Raw genomic sequence first — 23,284 nt, 5'->3', positions numbered from 1 at the left:
ACGAACGGGTCCATCAAAGCTTGGGCTATCGGACCCCTCATGAAATCTATGAGATGCACAAGGTGAATCTTGCTTTGCAGGTTAAAATGACTAACATATATCAAGTCCCTTTATGTCCAGAATAGAGGGGAGCAGTGCGATAGCATAGTACATATGGTTTCCATGTAATTTTGATTGTGTATAAGGAGTAATTATATCTGCATGTACTTTATTATCTTTGTCTACAACCAACTGTCCCCACATAGGAAATTTGGATTCATCACCCGGATTTAATTCAGTAATCATTTTTTTGATTTTTTCAGCATATGGTCCAAGTTTAACGGATTCATATATTTCCAATTTTGAACAATGAGCACGCCATAAATTCGTTAAAACCATCAATTTAGTGACAGTATAATTCAACCCGGATAGCTCTAATATATCATATGAATAGGACTTCGGCAATACTGTCTTCCATTGTTTTTCAAATGGAGTTTCAATTTTTTTTGATATATACCCTTCACATTTTTTACATAAAAGACGCTCTCGTATTCCTTTTTGAATAATCTCAATATACCCCTCAGAATGGATTCCTACAGCACGATGTTTAGAATCATATAATTTTTTATAAAAGAGTTCCGGTATTATGTGGCTTTTACATAACTGCATGTCATTTTCACATAATTTACATTTCATATATCTTTATTACTAAGAATCCGACGGAGAATCATGATTCCTAAAATGACCAATAGAATTCCACATATATCAAACCATAGTGGTTGAAAAACATTCTGCGGAATGGCGTACGTAGATGAGAATCCAGGTATCTCAATTTTGCTTAAAATGACAATTCGTGGAATTAAGTTAGCAAATGCGTGAGCGATAATGCATGGATAAAGGGAGTGAGTTTTTGTTAGGATCCAACCAGAAAAACAACCGAAAACAAACGCACCAATCATCTGCCAGGGGAGCACGTGCAATACAGCAAAAAGCAGGCTTGAAAGGATAATAGCGTTGATTTGGCGATATCGGCCAAGAAAACCATGAAGGATCATACCACGAAACATCAATTCCTCGGTTATTGGTGCAAAAATTACCGAAGCGATAATTTTTATAATCATATTTTGTCGCGTGTAAAAGTATTGTAAGAAAAAATCCTGTATGAATTTTGGCATAGGAAGTATAAGTCGAAATAAATTGTCGATATCAGAGAGAATAATGCTTAAGCCCAATGTTGTCACGAGTATAGGAATTAAAATTCTGGTAGTAAACCGATTTAAAAAGAATGCTTCGGTGATTGGCAGCCTAATGAATCGTTTATAGAAATAAAACATTACTATTAAATCCGCAATTACAGACGATATATGTGTTGATAAATAACTAATTGATCTAATATTAATGAGCGAAAACATAAGACCAATGAGTAGTGTGGTTGGAATAAACACGATAAATGATGTAAACATTATCCGCATAGCTTGTACAACTCCTGGAAATAGTTTATGTGAAATTTGATTTGCTTCTACTGGTTTACTACAATCCGATCGCATGTTATTTATCCGCTAATTCCTTTAATTTTTCACGAGACATCTTTTTGGGTTTCTCCCAGAAACGACCCCATTCTCGGAGATAGATATCACCTACCGCTGATAATTCATAGGCGATCTGCATTTCCCATGCCCCACTTCTTCCATGAAAAAACCATTTTATGAAAGGATTTTGAAATATCGCATCGGTGTTTTTAAAAATAGAATAGCGAAGACCAAATCTAATAGATTTTCTTTTACGCCTATCTGGCATGGGCTTTCTTTTTATTATGACATCAATATATCCGAAACTGCCATACAAGATAATAATCTCCTTAATATCTGATGCCATTACTTTTTGCTGTAGATGTTTAAAAATGCCATATGTAAATGTTAAATATTCGCTGGTGATAGCATCTATCTCAACATTTATATATGATTGAGAAAAGTGTATTGTGACTATAACAACAATAACACCCAGGAAAACAAGTGCTACAATGGCTCCAGTATCCATGTTTTATTCTTTTTTATTGCTTTTCCAATCCGATTGCATTCTTTTAGCTGCCACCTACAAAAGTTCTTTCTACTTTACCCTTGTGATCTATGTAAACATAAGCAATTGCGTCCCAGCTACCCCAATAAACAATTATTTTGTAACTGATCGGATATGGTGATTCATCATAACTTTCAATCTGAATTTTATATTTTTTGGTAGCAGGATCTTTTTGCACTTCTCCTTCCTTACCTGTCACATTATCCTTTAGTTTCAAAGCTCCAGTAGAATCAAAGTAATATTCAAGCCGCGGCCTACCGTAAAGATTTATTACAACATCTTCAGTCATCCCTTTATGAATAAAAGGAAACTGTAAATGATCACAAAGTGGAATCATATCAAGAGTCGCTATAATATCTTTCTTATTGATACCACAGGACAAAAGAATCAGCATAAGGGGGACCACGATTATTTTCCAATCCGATCGCATGTTAGGTGAGCTCTTTTTTTCCATCATCTCGCATTTCCTCAGGTATCCATGTATCAACAGGAGTCCATTTTCTTCTATTTTTCTTCTGAAAAAAGAACCACCAACCCTCTAAATATACATCACACTTCTCTGATAAACGGTTCAGAATCTCAAAGATCCAACTTTTGCCTATGATTTGCTTATTTTGCCAAAAATAAACATAAAATCGCGATATATTGTTGTTCATGTGGCTCGAATGTTTCTTCCATTTTATTGACATGCGAATCATTGGCCAGCCTCGCGTGAAAGCATAACTAATGATAATTTCCTCAATATTATTAATAATTATATTATATTTCTTGGAAAAAAAGGATCCTTGTTTTAATAGTATGGAATTTGTATTAATGCTGTTAATATTAGTAGCCATTACTGGACCACCAGCTAATGATAAAATAAAACCTACAATAAAAATAACACCAAGGTTTAAAGAAGGATGATTTATAATAGCAATAGAGACGGCTGATACAATGATAATAGGACCAATAAAAATGAGGGTCCAACCAGTTGCGTTTCGAATGATATTTCCTCCTATTCTATTTCTATGATCTTTCCGCCTTTTAACATCTTTATATCACTCACCTCCATTAATTATACTGCCGATTTATTTTATTGTCAATGATGGAATCCGTATCGATTAATTGGGGTCGGTTTTTAAGCCGACCCCAATTTTGTGCTATATTTGTGCGGTGAATCAGTCAAAATCCGCACCACTAGGCGTAATTCCCACTAATAGGCATAATGGCGTAAATGACGATCTGGACTGCATCTTTGAGGTTTGGGATGATTTATCGGAAGATGTTGAAATGGCATTTTTATAATTAGAAATCCGTTGCTCTATCCGATTGTCCCGCAAAACGACAACGGGATTAAACAAAAACCCCGCATAAAGAGCGCGGGATAAAAGCTATAGACGCTTCTTGCAATTCATTATATTTATATTCCCGGGCTAGTCAATGTAGCGATATGTCGTATGAAAATGGGGGTGAAATGCAACACTAAAGCAGCAAAATGGTGACTTGTGAACTGTGTTTTTTGAAAATCATCCGAAATCACGTAAGATAGTGTGGCAAAATGCAACACTTACAAGCTGTCCGCCATATGTTTCTATGAATATTATTTATCTTTCCCGGGATTTATTAGCGAATCACCGATCATAAAGGTGTGTTTACCGCTGGCCGCGATCTTGGTAATCGTCTCTAAGAACTGAATGAATTTTATGTTGGCATCATTTTCCATAAGGGTCGAGGCATTTTTGAGCGCCCGGGCTGTTGCGACTGCAGTGCGGGCATTTTCAAGATCGGCTTTTGATCTTATTTTCGCCTCCAGTTGCTTGGCAAAAAGATCCTGAATCATCTTGGGGAACGTGATATCTTTCAATAATTCCATTTCGATGACGATACCGTATTTGTCCAGTTCTTTTGACAGATCTTCCGGCACTGCATTCATGAGCTCGCTGCGTTTTTCATTGACTTCTTCCGCATTCAATTGGGCTATTTCTTTTCTTATCTGTACCTGGGATAATTCGTGCACGACGTTGTCCGCACAAGAAAAAGCATCAAAATTTCTTGCCAGGATATCGAACTTCGTTATAAACTTATCCGTATCTGCAATGGAATATTGAATTACATAAGAAAACCGAAAGGCAATGTTGTCTTTTGTCAGTACTTCCTGATTAACTACGGATAATAATCGACTCGTGGTTGGAATGCAAACATAATCGAGATTATTTAACCAATCCCAGTGCTTGTATATCCCGGGTGTCATTTTTTCAACCTGTTTATTCTTTTTGTATAGATAACCAACGTTACTTGGTCTTAGGGATATTTTTTTTCTAAAACACATAGTTACCTCCATTGTTCGTTAGAACAAGAAGAGAAAAAGAGGAGAAAAACCAAAAATAGCGGGAAAACAAGTTAAGTAAACCCAATGGGTTTACGGTATCCCCTGTTTTGCAAACACTATCTCCGGCTATGCAGTTATGCATATGTCTCCTCTTTTCTCTTCTTGTTTTGTCGACCAGGACATGAGGGGAGTCGAACCCCTGGGGCTTACCCCCGCGATACCCTGTATTTTACGATAAGCCCCAACATCATTATACAGGTGGCGGTTATGAATTCTGCGTTTCATCGTAAACATGTTTTTTCCATTTTTACTACAGCAATTTCCTTGATAGAAATTATAAGCATAATTTCTGACATTTCAAGAGGATAACATCTTGCACAGATAAATTCACGCAGATCAAGTTAAAAAGGGGGATTAGTGTTTAGCCAATTCCTTAAGGTCCATCCTTGCTCCTTTTAAGGGCAAGAACTGACGGATTTTAGCGGTATTCCTTCAAATGGCAAGAAATCAGCAACTCGGCGCCGAGCGCACTCAGATCAGCGTTTGCGGCATTTTCGGATTTCTTAATGCGCCGTCCGGCTTCGTTATCCCTCAACAAAACTTCAGGACGTGCCGGAAATCCGTTGCTATATCCTTTTAAGGGGGCACATCCCCCTTATATCCAAAAAGTTTTATTTACACCCTCACCTTTATCCTCTCCCCAAAAGGGACACCAGTGATTGTAAAAGATTTTTTTCCACGTTGCCTTCAAGGGAGAGGAGGAGGAGAGTTGGAAGCCCTGGAACCCACGACACCGTTATACCCCAGCGCAGTGATAGCGGCTCATGCCGTGGATATTACTAATCGCAATCAGAGTGCCTTGATCTGGTTCTGTCTATCGACGCAAATCACAACCTTGAATAATATGTTGATGGCTAAACGCCAAGTTGTTTCTTTATTAGCGTACAAAGGGTGTTGCTGATCTCAACATGCCTTGGAATCGGCGCTCTTCTGCCATTTCGGGGATTTAGATAAAGATCATGCTTTTTCCCGTGGCGGTAAAGGACACATCCGGATTTTACGAGATATTTGAGCAGTTCGTGCCGTTTCACACGTTTATGGTCAGTTCTCTTTTATGCGTTTTGGCTGACAGTCGGGGCGGCTTTTCCGACTCCTGCATCATTTTATATGCGTCGCGGATGTTTTGTTCCAATTCGTACAGAGACTTGCCTTGGCTGAACACGCCGGGAACTTCCTTTAATCTGCCGACGAACCATTCATCGTCGTGCCAGTATTCTAAAGTAAAATTCCTTTTCATTCAGCGCTCCTTTCGTGCTGCCCGCATTATTATAATCCAAAAATCATATGTGTCAACCGCTTACCAGAATTCATATTGCTTGCGGGCTGTCCGCCGTGTGTTCCTTTATTTTTTAGATGATGTTTTCTTTAGATCTTTGGATAGCTTTGGAATTTTGTTTTTTACAATATCCCATAGGACCTGCATGTCAATGCCAAAATATTCGTGGATTAGAATATCGCGCAAACCGGAAATTTTCCGCTATTCGATATCGGGATACTGCTTTCTGATCTCGGTCGAAATGTGCTTTGCCGCTTCGCCGATTATTTCAAGGTTACGAACCACGCCATCGATCACCAGCTGATTCTGCAAGAATTCCTTGAATGTCATGGATATCGTGTATTGTTGGATCTTTTCCGCGCTGGCTACTATATCCTTCAGGAAAAAATGCGTTATTCTTTTAGACATAGAGCGCTTGAGCAAGGATGTTCGGTTTTAATTCCCGGCGCAGTGACTCTTTTATTACCAGGTCGACCGGGCTGTTGAATTTATCCTCGAGATAGAATTTCAGGTCCATGTAATTGTCGAATGTTTTTGCGCTGGCTTTGAATTGAACCAAAATATCGATATCGCTCGATCGTTTCTGTCTGCCGGCAGCATAAGAACCAAACAGCGCTATTTTAAGCACTCCAAAGCGAGCGCGGACAAAAAGCAGGTCACTCCGTAAATAAGACAGTATTCGTTTGGACGTTGCACTCTTTCTTAATGCTTTCATACAAAGATAGTATCTAAGTAGTATCAAAAGTCAAGCACAGCTTCAGGTAAATTTGCGATACACATAAGATCCAAATCGATACTTTTGTCAATAAGTTTCGACTATAGTCGAAAGCATATAGTACACTATTCCTGGACTAAACCGGTCGGCTAACCGCATAAGTTGTTATAATAAAACATTGTATGTTAGTTTTTGACATTGTCTACCCCTTGCGCAAAAAGCGACCTGCGCACAATCCGTGTCGTTTATTTATGCATAAACGGTTTGGAATGTGTGGTATAGCATTGACAGGCGCCGCAATTTTATTATGCTCACTATTGAGGTCAAGGTTTTGGTTATGATGAAAAAAAACAGGGCGATCCACTACCACGTTTACGTCATCCTCCTGGATGACAAGGTCAAAAATATTAAAAAAGTAAAAGTTTTAAACCCGGCCCGGGATCCGAAAAAGCCCTGCATTTACGTGGGGATGACCGGGCTCGATCCCGGCGCAAGGCTGATAAATCATCTAACCGGCCACAAGGCCAGCCGGTTCGCCAAAAAATACGGCATAAGGCTGATGCCGGAGCTGTACGAAGGGCTTAACCCGCTGACCTACGACGAGGCAGTGATCGCCGAAGCCGGATTGGCCCGCCGGTTACGGGCAGAAGGTTACACCGTTGTCGGCGGTCATTGACACGACTGAGGAAAGAATATAAAATAAAGACATGAATCTTTTTAAATTTGAAGTTATCGGCATGCTATTGGCGCCTGTTGTTATCTTTTTAGGCATTGTCATAGCGATAGTTTTTTACTCAAAGATAGCTTATCTTCCATTGTGGATGATAATAATTTTTACTGCGGGATTTATGACATCCTGCATAATAATGTTTTTCGCGGTAAGGAAAACAATCAAAAAGATCAATTCAAAAGAAAATTAGCGCATCAGGCGCTGTCTTTTCCGCCTCATGTATTCTTTCCAATTGAAGCTTGAAGAATTAACACCATTGCTGCAGCTGTTGACTTCCCAAAAAAATCAATTAATATTGTAACAAAGAAGAACTGTATCCAGAGGGATGAATGAAAAAAAGACTTCAATCAATAGTTTTAATTCCGCTAACTGTCATTTTAATTTACGTTTGCTGCAGCCGCAACAATCCGCCGGTCGCACCAGAAATGCCCGCCGGCGTTGACAGCGGTGCCATAAATGTTCCTTTTGATTTTTCATCATGGACGATCGATCCTGACAACGATGATATTGCCATCCGTTTTTCCTGGGGCGATGGTTCTTTTTCTGAATGGTCTGATTTTTTACCCAGCGGATCTACGGTAACATTTACGCATTCGTTCGCGGATACGGGAATTTTCCTTATTAAGGCGCTGGCAAAAGACGGCGCTGATACATCTAACTACTGGTCGAATCCCCATCCAGTCAAAATCGGCATAACGCATGACTACCCATACAGGGTTGTGGCGATTATCCCGGTTGGAAATAATCCGTATGGTATCGTGGTGTTGCCTGATAATTATTATGCCTATGTAACTAATAGCGGAGATAACAGTGTCTCGGTGCTGAGTACCTGGGACCATACAGTTATGGGCACGTTCCCCTCAGGCGATAATCCAGGTAATATAGCAGCATTACCAAACGACCGATATGTCTATATCGCGGGAAATAACGCTGTAATGGTGATGCGCACTTCAGATAATGCGATTGTGGATACGATACCGGTACCCGGCGCTTCATGCCTGGCGCCGCTGCCCAATGGCGAATTTATTTATGTTGTATGTTATTCGAATATCGCGGTCATTCGCACATCGGATAACACGGTTGTAAAGGTAATCGATAACATCGAGGGTATGGATTTTGGAATAACCGTATTGCCCAATGGCAACTATGCTTATGTTACTAATGACTTTTTTGAGACGGTAGAAGTTATTCAGTGTTCCGAAGACACCATCATTAAAACAATTGAAGTGGGAAAAGTTCCCTGGGGTATTGCAGCGCTGCCAAACAGTGAATATGTTTATGCCGCAGATCTCTCGGGCTTAACGGTCATACGCACATCGGACAACACGATCGTCGATACGATCTCGGCCTATGGGTTTCATTCAAGCGTTGCGGCTTTACCAGACGGCAAATACGTTTATACAACAAATTATTGGAGCAATAGCGTATTGGTGATCCGTACGTCGGACAATGCCATTGTCGATACGATAACTGTCGGCGAATGGCCTGTCAATATAGCCGTGATGCCCAATGGAAAGTACGTTTTTGTGGCAAACGAGTATGACAATACCGTATCGGTGATCGGGAACTAACGATCAAGATCCAAAAAATGATCTGGAATTCAAACCGCCGAAAAAGGAATATAATATATTATTCATTGTAGTATATATAAACGAAGGAGGTTGTTATGAAGACGTTTTTCCCTGTTCATGATCTTGCCAGGATCATCGGTTCATCCCTATTCATCATTATCATCTCCGGCAGCATTAATTCCTGCGCGGCAAAAGACACAAGCGTCGACGATACCGGTTCGACTCCCGAAGGCGTCAGCACGGTCGTGAATGCCAATAACCGGTTCGCCTTTGAGCTTTATACAAAATTCAACGAAAGATCCGGATCAAAGGCTGAAAATATCTTCTTTTCGCCATACAGCATCGTGGTCGCTCTGACCATGACTTATGAAGGCGCGAGAGGACAGACCGCGGAGGAAATGCGAACGGTTTTTCACATCCCCGAAGACGCGAATCTAAGGAGATCTAATTTCGCGAAAATAATAAACGAAATAAACGGCAAAGACAAAAAATACAAACTCTCAACGGCAAACGCCCTGTGGGCGCAAAAAGACTATAAGTTCCTTGATGGATATACGAATGCGGTCGAAAAATTTTACGGCGGAAAGGTCACCAACCTGGATTTCGTCAAGCAGGGCGAAAAATCCCGCCAAACGATCAACACCTGGGTTGAAGACCAGACCAATAAAAAGATCAAAGACCTGATCCCGCCCGGCGTCCTTGATGCTTACACCAGACTGGTATTGACGAATGCGATATATTTCAAGGGAACGTGGGCGAAGCAATTTGACAAAAAAGAAACCAGAGATGAAGATTTTAGAACCGGTGCCGGTGAAAACGTGAAGGTCCCGATGATGAGGCTGACCGGCGTGGACGCGGAATTCTATTATGGCGAGACCGAGGAGATCCAGATGCTGGAAATGGCGTACGAGGGCGAAGACCTGTCCATGGTGATGCTCCTGCCAAAAGAAGATAAATTGGAGGAAATCGAAAGGTCCATTACTTCGGAAAAGTGGTCGGAATGGAAGGGCATGGTCAGCGAAAGAAGGGTGGATGTCTACATCCCAAAATTCAAGTTCGAGACACAGTATTTTATGGTTGATGCTCTGACCGAAATGGGCATGCCTTCGGCATTTGACACGGAGCTTGCCGACTTCTCCGGAATGGACGGCACGAAATTTCTTCTTATTCAGAACGTGATCCATAAAGCGTTCATCGAAGTGAACGAGGAAGGTACCGAAGCCGCGGCCGCGACCGCCGTGATCATGGGGATCGATTCCGCGATGCCAAGGATCCCGGTATTCCGTGCCGACCATCCATTCATCTTTGCTGTCCAGCAACGGAATACGGGTAATATACTATTCTTAGGCAAGGTCAGCGATCCCAGCCTATAATCATTGATGAAATTGTAACGATTTATCGGCAAAAAACGCCATTCTCTTGACAATTAACTAAGATGGTAGTATAATTTATTAAGGATTAGTATGGGATCTCAACGGGGGACGGATTAACCCCGGAAATAAGGAGGCAGCAATGAACAAATCTAGGTTATGTATCTGTATGGTTTTTGGGCTCTTACTTACTGCGATGGCAAGCGGTCAGTGGCTCGAGACGAATATCCCCGTGGGAGCTGGTCCCTGGGCCCTGGCTTATAACCCGACCAATAACAAGATCTACTGCGCTAATTATGATAACACTAGTGTAACCGTAATTGACGGTGCTGCCAATAATGTAATCACGACCATAAGCGTCGGATGGCAGCCGTATGCATTGGTCTATAATACTACTAATAACAAGATCTACTGCGGTACCGCTGACATGACTGTGGCTGTGATCGATTGTGCAACGGACAGCGTGATCAAGACCATTGGCGGGGTATATTGGGGATGGGCTATGATATTTAATCCGACCAACAACAAAATCTACTGCTCATCTTTTTTTATTGACAGTGTGACAGTGATCGATTGTATCGCGGACACGGTTATGTCTATAGTTGCCGTAGGGAATGAACCTTGGGAAATGGTCCACAATCCTACCAATAACGAAGTCTACTGCGCAAATGGGCAAAGCGATAACGTAACCGTGATCGACGGTGCCACAGACAGCGTGATCGCGAACATTACTGTAGGAAATCAACCGGAATGTCTGCTCTACAACCCAACCAATAACAAAGTCTACTGTAGTAATTCAATAAGCGATAATGTAACCGTGATCGACGGCGCCACGGACAGTGTGATCGCAATCATAGCTGTAGGAAGCGGACCGTGGGTCCTTATCCATAACCCGACCAATAACAAGGTATACTGCGCAAATTATGGTGGCTATAGTGTGACCGTGATCGACTGCGTCACGGACAGCGCGATTACGACCATTTCCACGGGGAATACGCCTGTCGATCTTATCTATAACCCGACCAATAACAAGATCTACTGCGCAAATGGGCAAAGCGATAATGTGACCGTGATCGATGGTGCTGGGGACAGCGTGATCACGACCATCGCGGTGGAAGAACAGCCAGAAGCCCTTACCTATAATCCTCTGCAAAATCGGACTTATGTGGCTAATTATAATAGTGCAAGCGTTTCGGTGCTTCGGGATATTACTGGAATTATCGAAGGTGAAGCACGGCGTGTTTCAAAATCCTGTTTTGGCTCAACCATCGTTAGCGGCCCCCTGCAGCTTCCCAAAGGCAAAACCTGCCGCGTCTTCGATATCACGGGCCGGGTAGTAATCCCTGACCAGCTTAAGCCGGGCGTTTATTTTGTTGAGGTCGATGGTTCGTTAAAACAAAAAATGGTGAAGGTTAGATAGAAGATTATATTGAATATAATATGGTTAACGGTTAACGCCTGCCCCCTGCGATTGACAGCAAAATTCAATTACTTTTTCTTAAATTACCGCCTTATTATGCCAAAAAACCTCAGGCAGGCAATCAGGGGAGAATTTTATACGTACCTTCTGACTTTTTTCTTGTAATCCGCGTATGACGCGCCGAAGCGCGCTTTAAGAAACTTTTCTTCACCCAATATTATCAGATGATAGATGAAAATGCTGTATACGCCCGGAATTGCGATCAATATATTCGCGGAATATATTATTGAGGAAAGAGTGAGCAGGTTAAAACCAACGTACATCGGGTTGCGGCTGATCCGGTAGATGCCGCCGGTCTTGAGGGCGGTATTATCATTATCTTCGGGCAATCCCAGCCTGTTTGAACGCCCCAAATTTACATTGCTCAGCACGATAAATGCAAGGCCTGCCGACAAAATAACGAATGATAGAATATTGATCAGAATGTTGTCGTACTGCTTCCCTATGATCTCGACATTGAAGATTATCAGCAAAAACAGAATCCAGGCCAAGTATCCGGATATTTTGCCGCTGAAAAATAAAAAAGGATGGATGGTCGGTTTGCCGATGATCGATAAGAGACTGATCATGCGCGTGTTTTTATTTACCGCTCTTCCCGGATTGCTTTCTTATTGTTTTACCATACGCAAAATTCTGGATCTGCATGCCATGGATCTCGGTAAATCCGAGCTTTTCATAAAATCGTCCTTTATCAGGATCCGTTATGAGCACGATCTGATAAAAATTCTTATAGTGTGATATTGCCAGTTCCATTAGGCGCCTGCCTATTCCTTTTCCCTGATGCGATTCCAGTACTTCGACCAGGCTGATCAGCGCGATCATGGCTTTGTCGCTTACCGCCGTAAGAAAACCAACCAGATGACCGTTTCCCCTCGCGGTTATTATCAGATCAGAACCTTTCAGCAATTTGCGCCCGATCTTTAAACATGGCGGCGATTTCCAGCTTTGAAAGAAACAATCCAATTCCCGCGCGTCAATTTTACCTCTAACTGCGTATTTTATCATAAGCATTCTCCTTAACAGTATAATATTTATGCCCTACTAGTCAATATTTGACAATTGATCATGATATAAGAGGTTGCTGGATTCCCGTTTACACGGGAATGACGGGAATGGCGGGAATGGATTATTTTTTCTTGATGATAAAACCAGTGTCGTTTACATAAAGATCGTACGGGTCCGGGCTTGGATACTGGAACGCGGCGATGCCGTACGCGGCATCGACAAAGGGTATTTTCTCGCAGTTTTTTAGCATATAACGCCAAAAGCCGGTCTCATTCGCGATCTGGTATATGTTTGAACAAACCGCACCTGATCCTGAACCCTCGACATCGCGTCCCTCAAACCTTGTGATGCAATAATATGATTCAGCCCCAAGCCACCTGAGGCCGGTCTTCCACCGCAGGATATAACCCTCGATCATCCACTGATCGCCGGTGAGTTTGAAAAAGTGGCTCTTATCCTCTTTTACGTTGAAAAAGGTCATCGCGATCGTGTCGCCGTGTTCCTCGGCAAATACGTATCCGATCTTTTCTTCGTGGGAAAACCGGGCAAAAGTATACACGAACATGGCGATCGCCGTGAACGCAACTCCGAAACCAACCGTAATAAGGAAGATCAAGAGGGAAATCAAAAAGCCCTTTGCATCCGTGCGTTTTTTGAAAACAGCGATCAGGGCCTGAATGATAACGATAATACCCAGCGCGAGCAGAACAATACCGACGATCCCAAGGACCATGACAAAGTCATCCATGGAGCATTATAATGGCATACAACGAGAAGTCAAGGACGCTTTGACCGTTAATATCGTTGGTTTCGTTATTAACGTTTGAAGGATACTTCTCGACTCTCTACGTTTACTCGAAGAATAAAAAGACTGGATTTCGTGTCCCTTCGTTTACCTCAGGGCTGTTAGTAAACACGGAATGACAACATAATCCCCCTTTATCCCCCTTTAGAAAAGGGGGAGTGGGGGATTTGGATTCCTGCTGGGGTATACCCCGTGCAAGGATATGGGGCAGGCATGACAAATACAAATAAAGACTCGCAATAACACATAAGGGCTGCTTGACCTCGTGAGGTTTTTGCGTATGATTGGAAACATAAATGACTTTACCCGGGGAGAATAAAATGAAAAGATCAAAGCCAAAGAAAAAAAATACTATGTCAAAAATAAAAGCACATTATACCGACTACTTGAAAGAAACGCTTGAGATATTGCACGGCGACGGTCTGCTGCTGGTATCTGTTGATAAGGCGGGAAAGCCCAATACCATGGCCATCGGCTGGGGTACCATCGGCGTGATATGGGGCAAGCCCATATTCATCGTCCTGGTGCGGCCATCCCGCTATACGCACGGGTTGATGGAGCAGGCAGATGATTTCACGGTGAACGTTCCGCCGGCCAAACTCTCCGATATCGTGGCTTTCTGCGGCAGCGCATCCGGACGGAACCATGACAAGTTCAAGGAAAAGGGGCTGGTAGCCGTGCCGGGCAAGAAGGTGAAATCACCCGTCATCGAGCAGTGCGTGATCCACTACGAATGCAAGGTGGTGCACAAAAACAACGTCCTCAAAGACAAACTTGCTTCAAGTATCATTTCCTCGTACTATCCAAAGGGCGATTTTCATACTGTCTATTTTGGCGAGATCGTGGCGGTGTACGCTTCTTCCGATGTACGTAAGAAGCTTTAGTTATTATGTAACCGTGTAATTATGTTATTAACAAATAAAAACGAATGACAACAAATTGTTCTTGTCACTCCTGTCCCGTATCGCAGTACGGGATAAATTCCAACAGGAGTCCAGAACAAAAAACTGGATTCCTTATTTTAAATCCCGCGTTTCCTGCCAGGCCGACGTTAAATTGAACGGTTTGCCCATGCCCAGGGATTCCAGGGCGACGCCCAGGTTATCCGGGAACACGATAGTATCGCCCGCCAGGAAGAAATAAGTCCGGGCATTTTTATAAAATTCGATGCGGCACTCGATCCAGTACATGCCTGCGATCTTACCTTCTGCCAAAGAATCTTTTATGATCAGGCTGAACGGGTTCATCATGTATCTCATGTTAGTGTCCAGCCAGCCATAATCTACCGGATTAATCGGGATCACTGTCTGCCTGGCGGAATTCGGCGTCAGGGTTATCTTCTTATAATGTCGATCAAGCACTTTTACTATGACGGGCGATTTCTGGAAATAAACCGGATCCACTGCCAGATCTTTACCGCTCGCGGACAGGTAGTGGTCGAGCACGGTCGCGGCTCCAACGTATCCTTGCGCGTATCCTCCCGCGACCAATGATCTGAACCCCAGCCACAACACAGCCCGGTCGGCCGCGCTGAATTCCCGGTATTTTCCAGAGCGCGCTTTGTCGCTCAGTTCGTTGATCTTTTCCTGAAGGATCCATGCTGATTCTCTCTTGATATGGCGCGGCAGATATGGCTCGTCGATTTTTGCCCGGCCGTCTTTCTTTGAGCAAACGTTGATGATCAATAATAAAAAACACAGGCCGCAGATAAAGAGTTCAATTCGCTTCTGCAAATAATTCACGATCTTTGTATTACGTACTATATTATAATCCCCATGTATCCCCCTTTGTAAAAGGGGGAATGGGGGATTTGGTTTTTTCACTTTAAATAAGGGGGAGTGGGGAATTTAAGTTCCATGCTACTTGAAATACTCGAGGGGAAATTTGAGCCAGCCCAGGCTCACTAATATTATCACGATTGCGGTGTACAGGAGCGAAATGGCGATATCTTTGAAGAGCCATCCTTTACGCCGCGGCTTTTTCTCCTTGGCGATCATGTCCCTGACCCCATAATGCAAAAGCAGGAACCCGGTAATGTTCGTTAGCCAATAGCCGAACACCATCGCCGGCGGAAACAGATTTCTGGAGATCAACCCGAACGGGTACGCGAACGCGTAAGCGAGGGGAATGTTGACGATGATATCGTTCCACCACGACAGCGGCGATAGCAAGTATCCGATCGTGGCTAAAATCCCGCCCTTAATTTTTAACTGCATGTTTGGTACCGGTTTTTATTATATGAGTATACGGCTGTTAGTCAATATAACAAAAAATTTATTTTTTCCATCTGAGTCCATTTATTTTGCCACCAACCCATAGATCAATCCCGCGGCTGTGCAGCAGATGGTGATGATGAGGATATACCACAGTAGCCGTTTGGTGCCGATCATCTGGCGGACGACCAGAATGCTGGGCAGAGAGATCACCGGATCAGCGAGCAGGTAAGCTAATAATGGTCCCCGTCCGACGCCGATATCGAGGAACATGCGCGCCATGGGTACTTCGACAAGGGTCGGGAAGTAGGCAACTACGCCGAAGAGAACGGCGCCCAGTGTGGCGCTGACTGTCGTGCTTCCGAAATACTGCTTGACGAAATTAGCCGGTATGACAACCCGGAGCAGGCCCGCGACAAAGACCCCGATCAGGAGCAGCGGTACGATGGTGCGAACAAAAAACCATGTTTCCAGGAGCCAACTCCGCAGAGCCTCCCGGTTCAACGCCCGCCTTGCTACCAGCAGAAATGCTATCAAAAGGACCATAAGGCCGGTCAGTTTCACTTCGAGAACCTTTATCGCCGGCGAAGCCCCCCAGACCAGAATAGCGAGTAGCAGAATAAAGAATACCCAGAGCCATTTTGGCGTTTTTGCGCTTTCACTCGAGACTAATCCTTGCGTTGATGATTCGCCGGATGTTTTATCGGGAAATAACGCCGCCATGCTCAGACCGATCACTACGGCAAAACCGACCGACAGAATGATCCGGGCGATGGCGACATCGGCACCAATAAGGCTGGATGTATAGATGATGGCGAGGAAATTGGTCGCGGGCGCAGTATATAGAAAGACCATCGCCGGGCCAAGCCCGGCTCCGCTCTTGCGGATTCCGGCAAAGAGGGGAAGGACCGTGCAGGAGCAGACTGCCAGGCATAATCCAGCCGCGATCGACATCGGGTAGGCGATATACTTGGGTGAATTCGGACCAAGAAAACGCAAAATTTTTTCTTTAGGGAAAAGCGCATACAGTGCACCCGCCATGAAGAAAGCCGGGATGACAAAGGGGAGATGCGCCAGAAGATAGTCCTCTAGAGTTGCGACCCCGCCTTTGAGAAGCAATAATATGAAGGGCATTTTAGGCTCCTATCAAGAATGTCTCCAGAAGTAGATCATGTCATGCGGTAACTTTTTCAAACAACTTTTTCTTAAGGAATAGGGCAACGTTTACCAGACTTATCAGGACGGGGACTTCAAGCAACGGCCCGATGACCGCGGCAAATGCCTCGCCGGAATCGATACCGAAGACGCCGACCGCCACGGCGATCGCCAGCTCGAAATTATTGCTGGCGGCCGTAAAGGAAAGCGTGGTTGTTTTGGCATAATTCACGCCCGCCTTGTAAGAAAGGAAAAAGCTGATAAAGAACATCAGCAGGAAATATATTAGCAACGGGATCGCCACCCTGACCACGTCCAACGGAAGCCGCACGATGTATTCACCTTTCAGGGAAAACATGATTATGATGGTGAAGAGCAGGGCGACCAGGGTTATGGGACTGATCCTGGGGATAAATTTTTCTTCGTACCATTGTTTGCCTTTGATCTTCACCAATGAAAACCGAGTGATCATGCCGGCGATAAAGGGAATCCCAAGGTAGATAAAAACACTCCGGGCAATTTCAAGGATCGTGACATTGACCGCGATGCCTTTGGTTACTCCCAGCCAGGTGGGCAGGAAGGTGATGAATATATACGCGTAGACCGAGTAGAAGAAAACCTGGAAAAAAGAGTTGAGACCGACCAATGCCGCGCAGTATTCGCTGTCGCCGCCGGCAAGCTCATTCCAGACAATGACCATGGCAATGCAGCGGGCGAGGCCAATAAGGATCACGCCGAACATGAAATGCGGGTACTTGTTGAGAAAAAGTATCGCCAGCAGGAACATCAGCACGGGTCCGATTATCCAGTTCTGGACCAGGGAAAGAGCAAGGACCTTCGTGTCCTTGAAAACCCTGCCGATCTCTTCGTATCTCACCTTTGCCAGGGGTGGATACATCATCAGGATCAAACCGACGGCAATAGGGATGGATGTGGTACCCACTTTCATCCCCGCGACAAACTGCGTGATCTGCGGCGAGAAAAAACCTATGGCGACACCTCCGGCCATGGCCGCAAAGATCCAGACGGTCAGCAGCCTGTCCAATAAGGGTAATTTTTTTGGTGTCGCCACAGTTTTCTTCCTTATTCTAATTTAACCCGGCATTTTTAAGATTTACTAAAATACTGTCTTTGGGAAAGAACCCCACGTGCCGGTAGATCTCAACGCCGGTCGCGTCAAAGAAGATCTGGGTCGGTATCAACATGATCTTGTATTTTCGGGTCAGGACCTGCTGTTCATTAACATCGATCAAAAGGATATTCGCTTTATTTTTTAATTCTTTCTGCAACTCCTCGATGATCGGCTTCATCTGGATGCAGGGCATGCATGTTCCCGCGCCAAAATCAACCATTGAAGGCAACTTATTTTTCAGCGCTTCATTGATCGGATTCTTTATTTTCGACTCTTCCTGCTTAAGCCATTTTTCATTGCGGGATATCTTTGCGCTATTACAGAGGTTATCGACATACAATCCGACTGCATCCTGCTGCTTCTGCTGTAAAAAAAACGACTGGATCTGCGGTTTCATCTGTTCATAAGACAATCCCTGCATCTGTCCTATATTATCCTTGTAAAACTTCTGCATCTCTTCTTCGCTAACCTGGACTTTTGGCATTACCTCGGTTTTTAACAGCATTTCGATGAGAATATTGTCTTTGTTATTTTTGTCCGGTTTGATGCGCTCTTTTACACCGGCAATTGTGTCGATCTTCAAGCGTTTTGCTTCCTGCAATAAAACCTCTTTGGTGATCAGCTCCTCTAAAAAACCCGGGCAATCATTCGCATAGTTTTTGCTTACGTTTTCAGGCAGTTTCTTTAATTCCTGCTTCAAATAATTCAACGAAAGTTTCTTGTCATTTACTTCGGCGATCACTTGAGCCTGAGAGCAGGAAAAGAACATCATGATCAACAAATACAGCATCGTTTTTTTCATTTTATCTCCTTGAAAGTATATGATAATATCTAAATATACTCATATGTCAAGGTGGTAAAACCTGTAAACTCCTGGCAGTCGATCAGGCAAATTGTTGAAAACAGGAGTAAGTAAAATGTTGTTGACCTCTTAAGGTTTTTGCGTATTATAAAGTCATGGCGGATTATTTCATTGGTCTCAATCCCGTAGTTCAGAGTCTGGTGGCGACGATCTTTACCTGGTTAATGACCGCGGTTGGTGCCGCCACCGTTTTTATGGTGAAAAAAGTAGACCAAAAACTTCTTGACGCGATGCTCGGTTTTGCCGGCGGCATCATGATCGCGGTCAGTTACTGGTCAATGCTGGCTCCGGCCATAGAGCTGGGGAGAGGCAAAAATTTACCGGCCTGGCTGCCCGTGACCATCGGTTTTTTATTGGGTGGTTTTTTTCTGTGGCTGCTTGACAAGATCCTGCCCCACCTCAATCCTAGCTGTCCGCCGGATAAGGTGGAAGGCATCAAGACACCATGGCAAAGGAACACGCTTCTTATCCTGGCAATAACCATGCACAATATCCCCGAAGGGCTTACGATCGGCGTTGCCTTTGGCGCCGCCGCGGCTGGATTTCAGAGCGCCAGTTTGGCTTCGGCAATATGGCTGGCGATCGGCATCGGGATCCAAAACATGCCTGAAGGCCTGGCTGTTTCAATGCCGTTGCGCCATGAAGGGGTATCGAGGTTCAGAAGCTTCTTTTATGGTCAATTATCGGCGATTGTTGAACCAGTGGCAGCCGTGATCGGCGCCGCGATAATCGTGCTGGTACAGGCGTTGATCCCCTATGCGCTGGGTTTTGCCGCCGGTGCCATGATCTTTATCGTTATCGAGGAGATCATCCCCGGCGCGCAGCGCTGCGGCAATTCTGATTTGGCGACGATCGGAGGGATGCTCGGGTTTGCCTTAATGATGGTGCTCGAAGTGTCTTTCGGGTAACTAATCCCCCTTTACAAAAGAGGGAATGGGGGATTTTGGTTTTCCTTCTACGTACTACATACTACTTTCTAATTTCTGTCTTTTGTCAGCGCGCGCTCGACAAATACCAGCAGCCTTAAAACCACCAGCGCAAGCACGGCGGCGATCAATGCCAGCATGTAGTATCCCCCGCCGATGGCGACGCCTAAGCCGCTAACGAGCCAGATCGTGGCCGCGGTCGTGAGCCCGTGTACATCGCCACCAGCGCGGATAATGGCGCCGGCGCCGATGAATCCGATGCCGGTTATGACACCGGCAACTATCTTGCCGAGGTCAGAATCGAGCGGTTTGAGCTCCAGAGCGATGAGCATGAAGACCGTGGAGCCGAGGCAGACAAGGATCATGGTGCGCAAACCCGCGGGTTTGCGGTCAAGCTCGCGCTCCAAACCTATCAAACCGCCCACCAGTATTGAAATCGCGAATCGAATCAGGTATGTTTTCAGATCCATTGTCGATCAGGAGAATTCAGGGTTTTGACGGATCCGGTTGTTTTCGTGATCAGGTGACCTCGACGATCCAGCCGTAGGGATCCTTGATCCTGCCGGTCTGAATGCCCGTGATGGTGTCGTACAGTTTTTGGGACAGCGGTCCGATCTTGTTGTTGTTGATGACCATGTTCCGGTCCTGCCAGTTTAATTCGCCGATGGGGGAGATCACCGCGGCCGTGCCCGTGCCAAAAGCTTCTTCAAGCTCTCCCTTTTCATACGCCTCGGAAAGCTCCTGGATGGAAATCCTCCGTTCCGCGATGTCGATCTCTTCCTGTTTCAAAATTTGGATGATGGAATCCCTGGTCACGCCGGGCAGGATCGTTCCTTCAAGGGGAGGGGTCACGACCTTGCCTTTGATCTTGAAAAAAACGTTCATGGCGCCGACTTCCTCGATATATTTGTGTTCGATCCCGTCCAGCCAGAGCACCTGGACATAACCCTTTTGGGCGGCTTCCTGCTGGGCCTTGAGACCGGCTGCGTAATTACCGCCGGCCTTGGCATAGCCGGTCCCGCCTTTAACGGCGCGGACGTACTTGGATTCCACGTAGATCCTTATGGGATTGATCCCTTGCGGGTAGTACGACCCCACCGGCGACAGGATGATGATAAAATAATATGTTTTGGCAGCCCTTACGCCGAGAAATGGTTCGGCCGCGATCACGAACGGCCGGATGTACAGTGCCGTGCCCGGAGCCGTCGGGATCCAGTCCTTTTCAAGCTTGATCAGCGCCTTCAGCGCCTCCAGCTCAAAATCAGGATCGATCTCCGGAATGCACATGCGTTCATTTGACCGGTTGAGCCGCTCGATGTTTTTCCGTGGCCGGAATATCAGGATCCGACCGTCTCCCGAACGGTAAGCCTTTAATCCCTCGAATGTTTCCTGACCGTAGTGCAGGACCGATGCGCCCGGGTCTAGTTTGATGGGCTCGTACGGCACGATCCTCGGCTTACGCCAGCCTTTTTCGCCAAGATAGTCCATGATGAACATATGATCAGTGAAAAACCTGCCGAAACCAAGATTGTTTTGATCCGGTTTCGGTTTCGGTTTTTTGGTCATCTTAATTTTTATCTTAAGCTTCCTCGGCATTGGGATGTGCTCCTTTCTATGAAAGCAAAAAGGTAAAAAAGTAAATAAGAAAAAATCTGAATGTGTTTTCTATTGCCGCCGGTTTATCCAGTACGCATGTTCACCGAGCCCGTCGATAAGGTGCATGCCTTCGATCTTGTCCCAGCTGTCCGTGACCGTTCCCCGTAATGTCACGATAACTTTCCTCCGGGTCCGGCGCAGGAGTTCGGTATAGGTGACTGTTACCTCGCCGGCCGCGAAGAATTCGCCGTTGCTGATCCTGCCCTTTATATCACCTTTATATAAGCGGTCATCGATGGATTGATGAGTGTACTTGATCCGTAATTGAGTTCCGGTCTGTGCCATTTCCAGGTTGATCCCGGCATTGGGCGCGTACGCTTCGGTCTCCAGCTTTCCAATCCAGCGCCCGGTCAGATTTTTAAGGCGGATCGTGCCCAGCTTTATGGAATCTTTCTTATTAACGGACAGCGTCCCGCGCCACGGCGCGTAGCCGTCGTAAGTCAGTTCGATCGTATGGGACCGCACCAGCAGATCATTGGCCACGAACGGCGTTTTTCCGGCAACGTGTCCATCGATCACCACATCGGCGCTTTCGGGTATCGACGCGACCTGCAGGACAAAGCAGATCGGTATGAGTTCCACGGCTAGTTTTGACGGCCGGGCGTAGCCGATGGTCGCAGTCCCCTCCCATTTTTCATACCCGCTTTTTTCGACCGCAACCTTATGCCGCCCCATGAACAGGACCGGCGATGACACGGCGCCCTGTCCGTCCGCCGGCGCCGGTAATAGTTTGCCGTCGACAAAGACCACCGTGCTGTCGCCCGGCGTTACCTGGATGATGATCTTATTGCGCATGAAAACCCATTGCAGCGCGATAACCACGCACGCGGCAACCACGATAAGCGCGATCAGCGATATCTTTTTGATCGATTCCCGGTCCGCTGCCGTGGTCTTTTCTTTAACGGTGCTCAACGTCTGGGTGTATTCTTCTTTTTCCTTGTCGTACCGGGTCGCCTTTTCCATGGAGGTCACGGCTTGTTTCGGTTTCTTGTCCTGCAGCGCGGCCTGGCCTATCTGGTAATAAATGGCGGCGATCTTTTTCTGGACCTCGGCATCCAATTGTTCATCAGGCCCCGGACGCAGCTCGTCCAGGATCTTCTGGGCTTCGGCGTAATTTCCGGAAGCGGCGTGCGTACCGGCAAGGCTGACCAGCACGTTAACATGCTGAGCCGGCGTCAGGTCTTCGGCGGCGAGCAGCCCGTTCAGGCACTCGGATGCTTTCGGGTGATCGTGCGCGTTTAAATAATAGTCGCAGACCATTATTCCCAGCTCGACGTCATTTATTTTCAGCTTTTTCAACTTGTCGTAATACGCCACGACTTTCTGCATATTGTTGCTTTCTTTATACCGGTGTGCCAGTTCTTTAATGATATGTTCATTCTGGGGGGTCAGGGATTCGAGTTTCAGCAGTTGCTGCAGCGCTTTAGCCTGATCCCCTTTGCGGATATACATGTTCTTTAGCAGCAGATGGAACTCTACGTTATCCGGTTTTACCTGGACGATCTTTTCTCCAATGACGATCGCTTCCTCGGTTTTGTCCTGGAGATAATAAATACGGAAAAGCCCGATCAGTGAATCGACCGATTTCGGATTGACATGCAAAGATGCCCGGAACGCGCTCTCGGCCTTGCCGAACTCCTTGAGCTTGAAATAGACATGCGCCGCTTTCGTGTGCGCGTCGAAATTATTCGCGTCCACATGGACCGCTTCTTCGTATTGGGCCGCCGCTTCATGCATCAGCCCGTATCTCTGGTAGAGATCGCCAAGGTCAATCAAAAGACGGGCGCTGCCCGGTTCCTGTTCGAGTTTTTTCTTTAAAAGAAGGATTTTTGCCTGGATCTCAGGGCTCAAGTTCGCCGTTTTTTCACTGCAGGTCGGGCACGTATCCCGTCCCTCTGGTATCGGCTTGCCACACTGCGGACAATTGGTCATAATCCTCATCCTCCTGATCAGGTCACGATT

26 protein-coding genes and 1 pseudogene are annotated in these 23,284 nt (G+C 45.4%); 6 read left to right on the top strand and 21 right to left on the bottom strand.

Going from position 1 to position 23,284, the window contains the following annotated elements; genetic code table 11:
- Positions 1-90: 90 nt before the first annotated feature.
- From VF399_09185 to VF399_09140, 10 genes and pseudogenes are all read right to left on the bottom strand, one after another.
- Complete coding sequence (locus VF399_09185) at positions 91-675, bottom strand: hypothetical protein (protein ID HEX7320512.1); 585 nt, start codon at positions 673-675, stop codon at positions 91-93.
- A complete protein-coding gene (locus VF399_09180; protein HEX7320511.1) occupies positions 672-1,100 on the bottom strand; it encodes a CPBP family intramembrane glutamic endopeptidase in 429 nt (142 codons plus the stop codon). The genes VF399_09185 and VF399_09180 overlap by 4 nt, the downstream gene beginning before the upstream one ends.
- 427 nt (positions 1,101-1,527) lie before the next feature.
- Complete coding sequence (locus tag VF399_09175) at positions 1,528-2,016, bottom strand: hypothetical protein (GenBank protein HEX7320510.1); 489 nt, start codon at positions 2,014-2,016, stop codon at positions 1,528-1,530.
- Between the two features lie 43 nt (positions 2,017-2,059).
- Positions 2,060-2,509: a hypothetical protein gene (locus VF399_09170; GenBank protein HEX7320509.1), complete on the bottom strand. Its 450-nt coding sequence runs from the start codon at positions 2,507-2,509 to the stop codon at positions 2,060-2,062.
- Positions 2,487-2,891 (bottom strand): hypothetical protein, encoded by a 405-nt coding sequence (locus VF399_09165; GenBank protein HEX7320508.1) that lies wholly within the window; start codon positions 2,889-2,891, stop codon positions 2,487-2,489. The genes VF399_09170 and VF399_09165 overlap by 23 nt, the downstream gene beginning before the upstream one ends.
- A gap of 746 nt (positions 2,892-3,637) precedes the next feature.
- Complete coding sequence (locus tag VF399_09160; GenBank protein ID HEX7320507.1) at positions 3,638-4,366, bottom strand: SPFH domain-containing protein; 729 nt, start codon at positions 4,364-4,366, stop codon at positions 3,638-3,640.
- 914 nt (positions 4,367-5,280) lie between these two features.
- Positions 5,281-5,457, bottom strand: a complete 177-nt coding sequence (locus VF399_09155; protein ID HEX7320506.1) for a type II toxin-antitoxin system HicA family toxin — start codon at positions 5,455-5,457, stop codon at positions 5,281-5,283.
- Complete coding sequence (locus VF399_09150; GenBank protein HEX7320505.1) at positions 5,454-5,663, bottom strand: type II toxin-antitoxin system HicB family antitoxin; 210 nt, start codon at positions 5,661-5,663, stop codon at positions 5,454-5,456. Before VF399_09150 ends, VF399_09155 begins: the two co-directional genes overlap by 4 nt.
- Before the next feature lie 105 nt (positions 5,664-5,768).
- A pseudogene (locus VF399_09145) lies at positions 5,769-6,110 on the bottom strand (DUF86 domain-containing protein).
- Positions 6,103-6,417, bottom strand: coding sequence for a nucleotidyltransferase family protein (locus VF399_09140; GenBank protein HEX7320504.1), 315 nt, complete (start codon positions 6,415-6,417; stop codon positions 6,103-6,105). The pseudogene VF399_09145 and the gene VF399_09140 overlap by 8 nt, the downstream one beginning before the upstream one ends.
- Positions 6,418-6,754: 337 nt before the next feature.
- On the opposite strand from VF399_09140, the gene VF399_09135 reads away from it, so the two are divergent.
- From VF399_09135 to VF399_09120, 4 genes are all read left to right on the top strand, one after another.
- Complete coding sequence (locus VF399_09135; GenBank protein HEX7320503.1) at positions 6,755-7,093, top strand: hypothetical protein; 339 nt, start codon at positions 6,755-6,757, stop codon at positions 7,091-7,093.
- 383 nt (positions 7,094-7,476) lie between these two features.
- Positions 7,477-8,718, top strand: a complete 1,242-nt coding sequence (locus VF399_09130) for a YncE family protein (GenBank protein HEX7320502.1) — start codon at positions 7,477-7,479, stop codon at positions 8,716-8,718.
- Positions 8,719-8,813: 95 nt separating this feature from the next.
- Positions 8,814-10,091, top strand: a complete 1,278-nt coding sequence (locus VF399_09125; GenBank protein ID HEX7320501.1) for a serpin family protein — start codon at positions 8,814-8,816, stop codon at positions 10,089-10,091.
- Between the two features lie 139 nt (positions 10,092-10,230).
- Positions 10,231-11,508 carry a YncE family protein gene (locus tag VF399_09120; GenBank protein HEX7320500.1) on the top strand — a complete coding sequence of 426 codons (1,278 nt, stop codon included), beginning with the start codon at positions 10,231-10,233 and terminating at the stop codon, positions 11,506-11,508.
- Between the two features lie 134 nt (positions 11,509-11,642).
- Here the strand turns inward: VF399_09120 and VF399_09115 are convergent, their stop codons facing one another.
- The 3 genes from VF399_09115 to VF399_09105 form a co-directional block, all read right to left on the bottom strand.
- Positions 11,643-12,137 carry an isoprenylcysteine carboxylmethyltransferase family protein gene (locus tag VF399_09115; protein HEX7320499.1) on the bottom strand — a complete coding sequence of 165 codons (495 nt, stop codon included), beginning with the start codon at positions 12,135-12,137 and terminating at the stop codon, positions 11,643-11,645.
- 10 nt (positions 12,138-12,147) lie between these two features.
- Entirely contained in the window at positions 12,148-12,573 is a 426-nt protein-coding gene (locus VF399_09110) for a GNAT family N-acetyltransferase (protein HEX7320498.1), read from the bottom strand.
- A gap of 121 nt (positions 12,574-12,694) precedes the next feature.
- Complete coding sequence (locus VF399_09105) at positions 12,695-13,321, bottom strand: hypothetical protein (GenBank protein ID HEX7320497.1); 627 nt, start codon at positions 13,319-13,321, stop codon at positions 12,695-12,697.
- Between the two features lie 377 nt (positions 13,322-13,698).
- Here VF399_09105 and VF399_09100 point away from each other — a divergent pair, with 377 nt between their 5' ends.
- On the top strand, positions 13,699-14,262 hold the full coding sequence (locus VF399_09100; GenBank protein HEX7320496.1) for a flavin reductase family protein: 564 nt from the start codon (positions 13,699-13,701) through the stop codon (positions 14,260-14,262).
- Between the two features lie 132 nt (positions 14,263-14,394).
- Here VF399_09100 and VF399_09095 read toward each other — a convergent pair whose 3' ends face one another.
- The 5 genes from VF399_09095 to VF399_09075 form a co-directional block, all read right to left on the bottom strand.
- Positions 14,395-15,120: a hypothetical protein gene (locus VF399_09095; GenBank protein ID HEX7320495.1), complete on the bottom strand. Its 726-nt coding sequence runs from the start codon at positions 15,118-15,120 to the stop codon at positions 14,395-14,397.
- A gap of 117 nt (positions 15,121-15,237) precedes the next feature.
- A complete protein-coding gene (locus tag VF399_09090; GenBank protein ID HEX7320494.1) occupies positions 15,238-15,594 on the bottom strand; it encodes a hypothetical protein in 357 nt (118 codons plus the stop codon).
- Between the two features lie 81 nt (positions 15,595-15,675).
- The gene (locus VF399_09085; GenBank protein HEX7320493.1) at positions 15,676-16,725 is read right to left on the bottom strand and encodes a permease; all 1,050 of its coding nucleotides are present in this window, start codon (positions 16,723-16,725) and stop codon (positions 15,676-15,678) included.
- Positions 16,726-16,765: 40 nt separating this feature from the next.
- The gene (gene arsB / locus VF399_09080; GenBank protein ID HEX7320492.1) at positions 16,766-17,818 is read right to left on the bottom strand and encodes an ACR3 family arsenite efflux transporter; all 1,053 of its coding nucleotides are present in this window, start codon (positions 17,816-17,818) and stop codon (positions 16,766-16,768) included.
- Positions 17,819-17,834: 16 nt separating this feature from the next.
- Positions 17,835-18,680: a thioredoxin family protein gene (locus VF399_09075; protein ID HEX7320491.1), complete on the bottom strand. Its 846-nt coding sequence runs from the start codon at positions 18,678-18,680 to the stop codon at positions 17,835-17,837.
- 155 nt (positions 18,681-18,835) lie between these two features.
- On the opposite strand from VF399_09075, the gene VF399_09070 reads away from it, so the two are divergent.
- Positions 18,836-19,648 (top strand): ZIP family metal transporter, encoded by an 813-nt coding sequence (locus VF399_09070; protein ID HEX7320490.1) that lies wholly within the window; start codon positions 18,836-18,838, stop codon positions 19,646-19,648.
- Positions 19,649-19,716: 68 nt separating this feature from the next.
- On the opposite strand, the gene VF399_09065 is transcribed toward VF399_09070, so the two are convergent.
- The 3 genes from VF399_09065 to VF399_09055 all read right to left on the bottom strand — a co-directional run bounded on the left by VF399_09065 (position 19,717) and on the right by VF399_09055 (position 23,254).
- On the bottom strand, positions 19,717-20,136 hold the full coding sequence (locus VF399_09065; GenBank protein HEX7320489.1) for an MgtC/SapB family protein: 420 nt from the start codon (positions 20,134-20,136) through the stop codon (positions 19,717-19,719).
- Between the two features lie 49 nt (positions 20,137-20,185).
- On the bottom strand, positions 20,186-21,262 hold the full coding sequence (locus VF399_09060) for a branched-chain amino acid aminotransferase (GenBank protein ID HEX7320488.1): 1,077 nt from the start codon (positions 21,260-21,262) through the stop codon (positions 20,186-20,188).
- A gap of 69 nt (positions 21,263-21,331) precedes the next feature.
- Positions 21,332-23,254 (bottom strand): PEGA domain-containing protein, encoded by a 1,923-nt coding sequence (locus VF399_09055; GenBank protein ID HEX7320487.1) that lies wholly within the window; start codon positions 23,252-23,254, stop codon positions 21,332-21,334.
- Positions 23,255-23,284 lie beyond the last annotated feature (30 nt).

It is taken from the genome of bacterium (assembly GCA_036382775.1).
Lineage (GTDB): Bacteria > Hydrothermota > Tepidihabitantia > SM23-42 > JAOAFX01 > DASVHD01.
This window is presented reverse-complemented; position numbering and strand designations above follow the sequence as displayed.